We start from the raw sequence: 10,932 nt of genomic DNA, 5'->3' as shown, positions 1-10,932 counted from the left end.
AATCCGGAGCGCATGCAGCCGGAAGAACTAAAGCAGTTTGCTTGAAGTGACACGACAAGTACGTTGACAACCGCCGTGAACGGACGTTCTCCGGTGATTTAGTAAGGGCATTCGAACGTCCGCTTTCCATCTTCCGACGGCCGATCGCGTCTGATCAGCGCACTCAAGTCTGATTTTACGACGTCGTAAAGGCTGCGCGATTATCGAAGACGTTATCTGGGACAGGTAAGTTCCACGACAATTGCTTCGGGAGCCCCAGTCTCTCTCTCGGCTCTAAAAAAATAACTAATATCACCGATTACGATTTTTCTTGCGTTTGCACCGCCTCCCCACTCAAGATTGCGACCGATCGCTGAAGCGTAATAATAGTAGCTTCCGTGAGTAGTGTGTAATGGGCCGTCTCCATTCACAGGAATTATGCTTCCACCAGCGCGCACTGTATAAAATGATGTAGTTTTGTAATCAGAGATCGTATTATCGAAATAGGAAATAGAAATATTGATTGGATATTCACAAGAATTTTTCACTAAAAACATCCATCCAAGATTATCGATCATCTGATTTGCCTTCCCAATTGCATCGCGCTCAAACGAAACAGAATCATGAACGTTGATACTTCGGTTGGCGATTATTTGTCCCGCGGAATGTAAGATGTACTCGCTTAAGAAAGGTTGCTCTCCACCTCGTTGAACCCATTGAACGGTATGTTGCAACTCATGCAGCATCAATTGATTACCACTTCGAGTTCCAAGGCTGACTGCTCCGACAAGGAAGACGTGATAGCCCAAAGTTATGTTTTGGCCATGGACAGTATCTATTCCTTCAGCATATCGGATCTGACTCAACGAAATCTCAGGGTAGTTTTTGGAGAATTGATTGACAAACCAAGCTGGAAGTGGCTGCCACTTACCGTTCGCTTGACTAAACAAGTGCGCTTTATAGCTATCTATAATTGGTTGGATGGCAAGAGAAGGGATGCTAGAGACAATATACTGCGGGCAACGTTCTATATTTTTAATACACGCGTCAGCTATTTGGTAACCGGGAATCGATTGCACCGTCGCTCTTGGACACGCATTCAGATCGGACAGGCACCTGTTTACCGAATCGAACGGATTTGGAATCCCATTGCACGCGGCGGCCTTTGCTGCTTCGCATGAAACATCGTGCCCCATTTGGGAACATCCACCAGTGAAGACGTTTCGCAGGATGCAAGCATCGCAGTTCGAATTGCAATCCCACGCCTTCGCAACATTTAAGTCACTAAGGAGTACTCCGAGAACGAGCCACTTCGCGATGCTTGGGCGCATGTTTGCTCCGGGGACGCAAGTTACCGCTCAGCGATTGCTCAACTATTTTGGAACGCCGGTTAACTGCTCCTCAATACCTACCATTTAATGGGATGCAATTGGTTGTTACCAATGCTAGACGTACTTGGTCCCAAATCACAGAGAAGTTTCAGCGACTTTGGCGCACGCTTAGCCCTTCGTTAGCCGCAACATGATGGCGTCGGACACAACCGCTCTCTCCGGCAGAAGTAGGAGCTTGTGAGGCCGAAGAAGCCGAAGAACCTTGCAAGGTGCGCTTGGAGAGGGGCGGGGGCCAAGGGATTCACCAGAGACCCGAAGGAACGAATGATCGTTGCTGCTTGGTAGCTGTCATTGGGTAGGGGCGCGTCGAAAGGCGGAGGTGGGTCGAGATGTGCCTGAGGCGTCGGGCAGCACGCGGCCAGTTGCCGCCATTCGCCAGCGCCGTCATGGGGTCATTCGAGCGTCGACTCCGCACGAATCAATGGACATTCACGGGTCGTCCTTGCCCGGCGCATCGTCGGATTTTGCAGATTGCCTCGGATGGTGCCAGAGACCGATTAGCACCGGGACGTGGACGTCCGCTGTTGAAAATGCTGAGAGCCGCTCCCCATCGATTTCGCGTGACTGAAGACCGGCTTCTCGCCGTCCAGCTCGGACTGATCGCAGATCCCACGTTTCCTGATTCAGTACATGAGTCGCTCCGGCGCTTGGTGCAGCTACCGCTCCCTCGCACTTATGTGTGAGCCATGCACTCGAGTTCAATGACCAACTCGGGGCGCGGGAGTGCCCCAACAATGACGGTTGAGCGAGCTGGTGGATTCGACGGAAACGTGTTCCGCCAGACCTCGTTCATACCCGCGAAATCCGTCTGGCGCGTGAGAAACACCGTACATTTGTCGATGCTGGACATCGCTGCTCCAGCGGCCTCGACAATGGCTTGAATTTTTTTGAGGGCTAATTCGGTTTGAGGACGGATGTCGGGTCCTGCCTCGCCAGCAATCTGGCCGGAGATATAGATGATGTTACCCACGCGCACACCTGGCGAGTATGGGGTAGCCCCTGCGCTTGCACCGGCAGGCAAGACGACCTCGCGCTTGGTAAGGTGACTTTCTGGCGCGGCGCAACCGGCGAGGAGGAATCCTGCTGCGCACATGAGTACAGCCACCCGCGCACCGACGTTGAACATGATCGTGCTCCTAGTTTCGAGAATATGGGCAGGCATAACGCTAAGCAGACCTTCGTTTCATTATTCCGATTGGTTCTCAATGGATGGTAGGTGATTCTATCGACTAGTCAACCGGAAACCATGGAACTAGCGAACGACCGAGACTGTTGGCGATTGTCCTCGGACGCAGAAACGCTACGCCGTAGTCGCACACCCGCGGCCTTAACCGGCGCCAAGCTCCTGCTGGCCGAGGCATTAGAGAACCAAAGGGTTAGCGGGATCGACCAAGCTAACGCGAGGGAAGAACCCACGAGTGCCAGCGAACATTCACTGCCGTAGACAAAGCTGCACTGGCATCCCACTCGGCACCATCGTGAACGCGGCCACCTCGCGAATAGAACTCATATCGACTGCAAGCCGCGAAACAAACCCGGCCGATAACATCGAAATGACAAGCCGCATTTCGACCGTCGAAAGATGCCGTCCGGGACATACCCGGGGTCCCCCGCCAAACTGCAAATGCGCACGCGTCTCGTGCGCTCCCCGCTCCGATATTCGTTCATGCATCCAGCGCTCCGGATCAAATTTCTCGGGATGCTCGAAATTGCTCGCATCGAGCATGGAGGGACGCGTCAAAAAGAACATTCTGGAACCCGCAGGCAAGCGAATCCCGCGATGCTCGACGTCCTGCAGCGGCTCAAATGCATGAACGGGCACTACGGGCCTGAACCGGCTCGCTTCAGTGCACACGGCCTCACACAAGTCGAGCGTCTTGAGTGTTTCGTAAGTCGGGCACACGCCAGCGGCTCCCAACACGGCGCGTGACCGGTTTGAAACCCGACTCTGCAACGCGTCGTCGGAGGTCAGATACAGAAGCGCCCACGCGATCGAATGCGCCGTGGTGTCTTCACCCGCGAGCAACATAGTCAGCACGTTGGCGGCCACTTGATCATCGGTAAACCCAGAGCCCGGTATGTCGCGAATTTGCAGCATGGCCTCGAGTAAATTGCCGGGTTCGTCATGAGGCAGGTCTCGGATGCGTTCGCGCGCACGATTAATCGTCAAGCGCACGAAGCGATGCACTTCCACTAGGGAGTGATTGAGCCGGCGATCTCGTGGTAGCTTGACGTATCTCCAATAGGGGAACGGGGCGTTTATCCGGTTCATTAGTATAGGAAAAATCAACGCCAGATGTTCCTGGATGACGTTGCCGTCCTGCTCCAGTGTTCTCGGATCGTCGCCGAACGCGAGCGCGCTGGTGACATCGACCGTATAACGTTTAAGATCTTCAGTCATTTCGACCACGCGGTTGCTATTCGCCGCACGTTCCCACCGTACTCTGAGACGCTCAGTGATGGCCGCCAAGGTGGGATAGAACGCCTTGATATGTGCTACGGAGAGGGCCTGCATAACCAGCTTTCGTTGCGGTTCCCATGCGGCGCCCTCGACAGAAAACAGGCCGTTGCTGCCCATCTCGTCAAGAGTCTCCTCAATCGACGAATACCGCCGATTTCCGTGTGGTCGCTCGCGCATGATCGAATGACAAAGCTCCGTGTCGTCCCAGACCGTCACAGGCCGTGAGCCGATCTGGAAACGATAGGGCGTGCCAAGCTGCTGCGCCCACCGCTCGAGAATGAGATGCGCGCGCGAGGGAGTCAACTGGTGCGCATTTCCAATAAGCGGGAGGCCTCGCGGCGCCGGAAGATCGGCGATTTCACGTATCTTCAAGGTTCCTGCCGGCGCAATGGCCATGTTTCATCTCCGTCAGCAAACCTTAGCAATGGTATGAAGACCGGGATCGTTTTGACGACACCGCACAGTTAAAGCATAGGTCATGCGGAGAGTTGCAAGTCTCGGCGACAAGCCTTTATCTAACGTGCCTACGCCTTTTTAACTCGCCGCCGGCGCCACATGAAGACTCGAACCAATGTATGAAGAGGCTGACGAATCATGGCAAGGACCAGTCGCGATACTGCCGGCTGCGATGGCAGAGAAAGTTACGCCGGGCGGGATGGCATGGATGGCCGCTAAACCTTGCCAACAGCCGCTGACTGCGGACGGGGTCAAACGGCCGGTGAGGGTCGGGAGCACTCATTCGCTGACAGTGAGACCTGACATTCGCGGCCATCGGTACGGGAACGGCAGGAAAGCGACCTATAGCCGCCTCACCGACGCCGTCACGTCAACGTCCGCAAAGGCCGATGACCCGCCTCACGAAACAGAAGAAGGAACGGCCGTTGTACATTGGAAGCGGTCGTTGCCATGGCAAAAGTCTGAACGGCGGTTCAGGGTCGCAGAACAACCCTTAACGACAAGCGACTATCGCGACTGGCAGCAGGTGCTCAGCAGCGCAAACGCAACGCGCTCAGACGTCGGAGGCAAATAGGTGCTAGGCGACCAGTCGCGGGTCTTTTTCGGCTACGGACCCGGCCTCAATCGCCTCCAGCCAGTCGGACCAAGCCTGCATCATTTCGCGCCGCTCTGGTAGGTACTTCGCATGGTTGTAAGCAGCGCGGGTCTGGTTTTTATCTTTGTGGGCAAGCTGTATCTCGATCACTTCGTCGCGCCAGCCCATCTCGTGTAGATAGGTCGAAGCCGTGGCGCGAAAGTCGTGTCCAGTAATCGGTTCAGGATGGTTAGGCAAGAGGTACCGCATCGCATGGTTCACAGTCGCGCGGCTCATGTGGCCGTTCTTCGTGTTGCTGTGGAGAGTTGGAAGCAAAAACCCTTTTGCGCCATACATCTCCCGCAGTTCAAGCGAAAATAGCTTTCGCCTGTCGAGACACCGGGACCACATGCAGTCGCCGTGCCTTGATCTTGTGCGGTGGAATTCGCCATTCGTCAATTTCCAGGTCAAATTCATCCCAGTCAGCACAGACGAGTTCGGACGTGCGAGTGAAAAACATCATGAGCAGCTTAAGAGCGAGGACCGTACGTCTGCTTTTATAGAAAGGCATCGTTCGATAAATGGCGGATATTTCCTCTTTAGCCAGGTCGCGCGAATGCTGTATTGTTGGCTTAATCACTGCACCGCGCAGCACAGATGCTGGGTCCGCATCGGCCCGCTGCGTAATGACCGCGTACTGAAATGCCGATGACATGTACTGCCGCACCTTGATTGCCACGCTTGGAGAACCACGTTCTTCCACGCGCTGCATTACTGCGAGGATGTGACGGGCGGTTATCGTTCGTATTGGCAGTGAGCCGATGGACGGATACGTGTCGGCCACCATCATCCGCGACACTTCGTCATAGTGCTTCAACGTCCAAAGCTTCCTCATTTTGCCAAGCCATTCGTCGCAGATGGCTTTGAACGTCTCTCGGCCGACTTCGATCGAGGTGGTTAATTCGACGCGTCGAGCATATGCCGGATGAGTACCTTTCTTGACTAACGCGCGGGCAGCATCGCGTTCCGCCCGGGCCGCTTGCAGGCTTACCTCTGGATACTCGCCGATCGCGAACACGTTCTCCTTGCCGCCCAGTTCGTACCTATATCTCCAGAGCTTAGATCCACTTGGCTTTACTTCAATATAGAGCCCGTTGGAGTCAGTGATTTTAATGGGCTTGTTCGCAGCCTTGGCCTGTCGGATCTTGACGTCGGTGAGTGGCATGGGTGGGAAAACCGGGTATCAGAAGACCAAATATTAACCTCTTACCCGGTTTAATACCCGGTTTTTTCGTGGATGGATGTGTACCTCCATATACTTCCGTGGACTGCGCGATTACGTAAAAGGCATAGCAGATGGGCGATCTAGCCGATCTGTTATACATCTATAAACAGCAATGGACTCTAATGATTTTCATATTCTCATGTGTGATCGACATGGCGTCGTTGAAAGAGGCCGCCTGAATCTCAGCCAACTTATCGGCCAAGCTACAAGCTACGGGCGAAACCCGCGCGAACCCGGAACCCGGGCCGAAACCTGCAGCCTTTCGGTCCACTTGCTCGGCCGCTTCGTGTCCTCATAAATGAGGATGCAGGATGCTTGTTAATCAGTTAAGTTCTTAAACAGAGCGGGGGGCTTCACCGTCTACACCGCACTCCGATGGCAAAGCGAACGTGCCCGAGAATATCCACGCGTTCCGCCATACGAAACTGAGAGACTAAGACCCGCCTTGTGCGGGTCTTTTTTTGGATCAACGCTCCGCGAACCCGGGTTTCAACGCCAGCCGCTCGCCTCCCTGTTCTCACTGGTCGATGCACCACTGTGGTCGTATTGGGGCGACATATTGTCCAGCGGGTGCTCGGCACGACACTGCCACTTAGGCTCCGGATCACGGCGCACACCGCATTAATGCCCGTTTGCAGCGCGCCTTCCACCCATCCGCCAGTGAACGAGCAACTGTCTCCGGCCAGATAGATGAAGGGGTCCGTCGCGGGCTGAGGCTGCCCTGGAACTGGAAGAACAGCTGCTGGCTCTGGGTGTCGCCGCCCGCAAAAATTGCCGCTTATACCCGCGCCAATAATCGCAATCGTCGAATTGCCGGCCGCGGGCAGTGTGCCCAGTGAATTCGCGACGCGGCGAGCAATGCGCCGTAATCGAACAGGGTATCGATTTAACCAAAGCTTGGTCGCGCGGCGGAAGCGGCTTCACCGACTGCAATGGCGGGTTTGCGACGACGTAGATTCGGAATGAAGGCCATGCATTTCCCCATTTGGCAGAAGTATTTCCCCGTTGGCAGGCGTCGGAATTGTGTGACGGCGGCCTGGATTACCGCCGTTTCGCGATACGTTCGAGCGATTGGCCCGTCAGTTGAAATAATGGTTAACTCGTTAACGGCGCGAATAAAACAGACTTGAATCAGCAATATCGTCCGTGTAGTCTGCGAAGCAGTATTTCAAAATGTGGCGGCTTGCGCGTGGAGAAAACGCAGGCGAGCTATTAACCCGGGACCGACCAGGATGTTCGTGAAATGTATTTGACGAGCCGCGAAACTGGCCTGGTTTCCGACATCTTCGCTGTGCTTGCCGATTCACTTCCTGAGCAGGTGATGCGGCAGGAGGTGGGCATTCGCATGCTCAGCTTGCTGCGTGCGGACCACCTGGGGTCATATGTCTGGGACGAGACGAAGAAGGAATTCGTTAATCGGGTCTCGTTCAACATGTCCGAAGACAACTTGTCCGAGTACGAGCACTACTATCAGTACCGCGATACCGTGACCCCGAGGCTGCAAAATTGCCGCGAGGCGGTTCGTGTGACCAATGTGATTCCGCAAGGCGAGCTGATGCGGACCGAACTGTTCAACGACTTTCTGCGTCGTGACGGTTTGCACTGGGGCATGAACGTTTATGCGTGGGCCGGCGATTCCAATATTGGCGACTTGCGTATCTGGCGAGGCAAACATCGGGATGACTTCTCCGATCATGACCTCGCCATGGCCGAGTTCATTCGCCCGGCTTTTACCGCAGCGCTCGCGCGAGCACGCACCGCAGCAGGGTTGACAGAGCCGTCCGGCCCGCAAGCCAGGCCGATTTCAGAAGACGTGCTGAAGAACCTGACGGCGCGCGAGCGGGATGTGGTCCGGCTGGTGGTGGAAGGCTTGCTCGACAAGGAAATCGCGTTCCGGCTGGGCATTTCTTATACAACTGTCCGTACGCATATTGACCGTTCTTTCCACAAGCTGGGCGTTGGAAGCAGGTCCAAACTGATTCGCGCAGTGCAGACGAACGGCCGATAACGCGCCGCGCAGTCTAAAATCACTCCAATAAATAGCCAATGGCCAGAAAATAACCCGCGCTGAATGCTGTGCGCAGTCGACGCGTTGCTTTAATTAGAACATGGTGTTCGAATAACTGCTTCAGCAAAAATCCGATGATAATGCCATCCTGGCATACAAACGCAATTGAATTCAGTTTGCTTATCTCCCGTTCTGGACAGCATTCCGCTTTTCCCTATAATGGCCCTTTGTGACGCCGGCGCGGTGCGCCTATGCACCCTTGCTTATCGGTTTTGGCCGAAAATAATTACTAGAGGTTACCGTCTAGTTAAAATCCTCAAAATTGGGGATTCGCTGTAGATAAAGTCACGGTAATGTCGGGTGCTTTGTCTTTGTTACTGGAGCATGAGCCGTGAGCTTTGACCAGACCTTCCCAAACGCCGGCCGACATCCGTTATTGATTGAGCAGGAGATTGCACACCTGGCGCGGATTGTTCCGCGCTGGAGTGAAGGGGGCCGCGGTTCGGTACTCGGCCAGGCTTATTGGCGCAAGCGTGTAATTGATCTGGCGCGTTTTCCAGAACTGACGCCAACCCAGCACGCCATCGTGCAGCGAATACTCGAACGCGTGAACACGGCAGTTTGATCGTGGCGCTTGAGTTGCGGGACCGCTCGAATTGAAAGGACGGGTGCACGCAAAATTCGATTACCCGGGCTTTGGTTTACGTTTTGGCATATTGATTCGTATGCGCTGCGCATCGATGCCTCGACATCGGGAACGTCTCTGGTTTTTTTCCTGGTTCCATTGCCTCAAACTAAGTTGAGAGAGTTGAATATGGAAATGCAATACCGAGGATCGACCATACGGCCCGTGGTTGCTCCCGCCCAAGGCGCCTTCGATTCATTCGTGATCATTCGGGACGAGCATGGAAATCAACGTTCGCACGGCACGCTTGGCCGTTTCGCTTCGCATAATGCCGCCACGAATTTTGCGGTCACCTGGGCAATAGCCAGCGTGGACGGAGAGGCAGTACCGAGGGCGCCGTTTCAGCTCATCTGACAGCGGCAATCATGGAAGGCTTGATAAGGCTGCTGCCCCGTTGGTAGCGGCCCGCTTCTACGGTCTCGCCGCAAGGCGCTGCGCGCGGCGGCGCAAATAAAGGTTGTTGCGAATCAGCGCGGCGCCGGTCATGCAAGCACCTGCAATCTGCATGTGTGTCGGGATCAATCCGCTGATCGCCGACACAACAAATGTGGTCACGGGAAGCACATCCATGAACAGCACGCCATTGAGCGGCGTAAGGATCCTGTTCCCCATGTTCCAGAACAGAATGGCGATAAAACCCGCTACAGGTCCCATATAAAGCAGGTGCGGGAGAATGGCGATCAGCGTGGCCGCTGTCGGAACGGGCACCGCATGCAGCGCAAATAACAGCAGGTTGAGCCCCATGATCGTAGTCAGGCCGAGCCAGGTTGTCATGGTCGTGTATTTGAGCGCGGACCATGTCTTGAAGTACGACGCACTGAACGTGTAGATCACCCAGCACAGCGCACCCGCCACAATCAACGCGTTCGCCGAATAGTGCCGAGGCTCGCTCAGGAGCGCAGCGATATCGCCCTTCGTCACCACCAGCGCGACCCCGGCAAACGACATCAGGATAAACAGGAACGAATACAGCGGCGGCAGGACGCCGCGCACGACGGAATTCACGATCAAGCCCATCATAGGCTGGGTTGCCATCATGATCGATGCAGTCAGCGCGCCGTCGCGTCCGGCCAATTGCTGCCCAAGAAAAACGAAGGAACCGAATCCGCAAAAGCCGATCGAGCCCAGCAACCAGGCAAGCGCGACAGGTTCTCCTTTGAACCGGAATGCGCTTCGACCCTCCTTCATCCGCAGCAGGATCAGAAACGCGCTGCCGGCAATCAGGTAGCGCAACGACGTGAACGTGAATGGATCGACGTGCCGCAGTGCGCTTGTCATGATGGGAAACATGACGCCCATCAGAACGGTCGCGCTCATGCATAGCAGCACGCCTTTCAGGTATCCGGCGCGCATGGCGGCAACGGGAACGCGTGGGACCGGAGCCGGCTGACCTGCGGCAGTCGCTTGATGCTCGAATAATTTATTCATGACTTATCGTTCAAAAATTATGGAAAAATTTTTAGAGCAGCGCGCGCAGGGTCATGTCGACGATGCCGACCAGCTTCTTTTCACTTACTTCGACTTTGCCCAGCACCCGCAGCCCCTGCACGATGCATAGCAAGAAAGTGCCAACGGCGTTTTCGTCGAGATCCGCATTGAAATCTCCCGCTTGCTGGCCGCGGATCACGGCTGCAGTCAATTGGGCACCGATGCGCTGCAGGGTAGTTTCGATGTAAGGCCGCAATACGTCGTCGGCGGGAAGCAGTTCAAGCGCCGCGTTGGTGATGAAACACCCGTGGCGCCCGGCGAGGTCGGCGCTGAGCCGGGTGTAGTGGAGCAACGCCTCCCGCAGGCATTCACGCGGCGGCAGATCGGCTTCAAGACGCTCCTTGAGCCGGGCAACCGCGCCGTCGGCATAACGTTCGAACGCGACAATCAACAACCCGTGCTTGTCGCCGAATGCACCGTAGAGGCTGCCGCGCAGCAGCCCGGTTGCATCGCATAAGGTCCCGACCGAGGTCGCGTGATATCCCCCCTCCCAGAACACCCGGCCGGCGGCAGCAACGACTTCGTCGAGATCAAATTCACGGGGTCGCCCGCGCTCTTGTGAGCGCTCGGCGGCCTGTGGCAGGGAGGCAGGTTTTGTCATGCGT

General features: G+C 55.5%; 10 protein-coding genes. 2 read left to right on the top strand and 8 right to left on the bottom strand.

Annotated features, from left to right (window positions below):
• Nucleotides 1–212: 212 nt before the first annotated feature.
• The 6 genes from AWB69_RS46135 to AWB69_RS50450 form a co-directional block, all read right to left on the bottom strand.
• On the bottom strand, nt 213–1,058 hold the full coding sequence (locus AWB69_RS46135; RefSeq protein WP_197500357.1) for an eCIS core domain-containing protein: 846 nt from the start codon (nt 1,056–1,058) through the stop codon (nt 213–215).
• Nucleotides 1,059–2,043: 985 nt separating this feature from the next.
• Nucleotides 2,044–2,496, bottom strand: coding sequence for a RidA family protein (locus AWB69_RS30405; RefSeq protein ID WP_231937286.1), 453 nt, complete (start codon nt 2,494–2,496; stop codon nt 2,044–2,046).
• 306 nt (nt 2,497–2,802) lie between these two features.
• A complete protein-coding gene (locus AWB69_RS30400; RefSeq protein ID WP_062090531.1) occupies nt 2,803–4,227 on the bottom strand; it encodes a cytochrome P450 in 1,425 nt (474 codons plus the stop codon).
• A 637-nt stretch (nt 4,228–4,864) separates the two neighbouring features.
• Nucleotides 4,865–5,158, bottom strand: a complete 294-nt coding sequence (locus tag AWB69_RS48835) for a tyrosine-type recombinase/integrase (protein WP_197500356.1) — start codon at nt 5,156–5,158, stop codon at nt 4,865–4,867.
• Between the two features lie 70 nt (nt 5,159–5,228).
• Nucleotides 5,229–6,086 (bottom strand): tyrosine-type recombinase/integrase, encoded by an 858-nt coding sequence (locus AWB69_RS30390; RefSeq protein ID WP_062090528.1) that lies wholly within the window; start codon nt 6,084–6,086, stop codon nt 5,229–5,231.
• Between the two features lie 413 nt (nt 6,087–6,499).
• Nucleotides 6,500–6,832, bottom strand: coding sequence for a hypothetical protein (locus AWB69_RS50450; RefSeq protein WP_269447504.1), 333 nt, complete (start codon nt 6,830–6,832; stop codon nt 6,500–6,502).
• 557 nt (nt 6,833–7,389) lie between these two features.
• Between AWB69_RS50450 and AWB69_RS30385 the strand changes: the two genes are divergently transcribed.
• On the top strand, nt 7,390–8,154 hold the full coding sequence (locus AWB69_RS30385) for a helix-turn-helix transcriptional regulator (protein ID WP_062090527.1): 765 nt from the start codon (nt 7,390–7,392) through the stop codon (nt 8,152–8,154).
• Between the two features lie 391 nt (nt 8,155–8,545).
• Complete coding sequence (locus tag AWB69_RS30380) at nt 8,546–8,779, top strand: hypothetical protein (RefSeq protein ID WP_062090526.1); 234 nt, start codon at nt 8,546–8,548, stop codon at nt 8,777–8,779.
• 471 nt (nt 8,780–9,250) lie between these two features.
• Here AWB69_RS30380 and AWB69_RS30370 read toward each other — a convergent pair whose 3' ends face one another.
• On the bottom strand, nt 9,251–10,267 hold the full coding sequence (locus AWB69_RS30370) for a DMT family transporter (protein ID WP_231937285.1): 1,017 nt from the start codon (nt 10,265–10,267) through the stop codon (nt 9,251–9,253).
• A gap of 31 nt (nt 10,268–10,298) precedes the next feature.
• Nucleotides 10,299–10,928, bottom strand: coding sequence for a TetR/AcrR family transcriptional regulator (locus tag AWB69_RS30365; protein ID WP_062090524.1), 630 nt, complete (start codon nt 10,926–10,928; stop codon nt 10,299–10,301).
• Nucleotides 10,929–10,932: the final 4 nt, after the last annotated feature.

It is taken from the genome of Caballeronia udeis (assembly GCF_001544555.2).
Taxonomy (GTDB): domain Bacteria; phylum Pseudomonadota; class Gammaproteobacteria; order Burkholderiales; family Burkholderiaceae; genus Caballeronia; species Caballeronia udeis.
Note: the sequence above shows the minus strand (reverse complement) of the source record. Positions and strands in the feature narration are given on the sequence as shown.

Bases quoted from the DNA above. Each gene is read 5' to 3' on its own strand.
- AWB69_RS48835 (WP_197500356.1), bottom strand. From the start codon at position 5,158: ATGAGCCGCGCGACTGTGAACCATGCGATGCGGTACCTCTTGCCTAAC.
- AWB69_RS30405 (WP_231937286.1), bottom strand. From the start codon at position 2,496: ATGTTCAACGTCGGTGCGCGGGTGGCTGTACTCATGTGCGCAGCAGGA.
- AWB69_RS30390 (WP_062090528.1), bottom strand. From the start codon at position 6,086: ATGCCACTCACCGACGTCAAGATCCGACAGGCCAAGGCTGCGAACAAG.
- AWB69_RS30385 (WP_062090527.1), top strand. From the start codon at position 7,390: ATGTATTTGACGAGCCGCGAAACTGGCCTGGTTTCCGACATCTTCGCT.
- AWB69_RS30400 (WP_062090531.1), bottom strand. From the start codon at position 4,227: ATGGCCATTGCGCCGGCAGGAACCTTGAAGATACGTGAAATCGCCGAT.
- AWB69_RS30370 (WP_231937285.1), bottom strand. From the start codon at position 10,267: ATGAATAAATTATTCGAGCATCAAGCGACTGCCGCAGGTCAGCCGGCT.
- AWB69_RS30365 (WP_062090524.1), bottom strand. From the start codon at position 10,928: ATGACAAAACCTGCCTCCCTGCCACAGGCCGCCGAGCGCTCACAAGAG.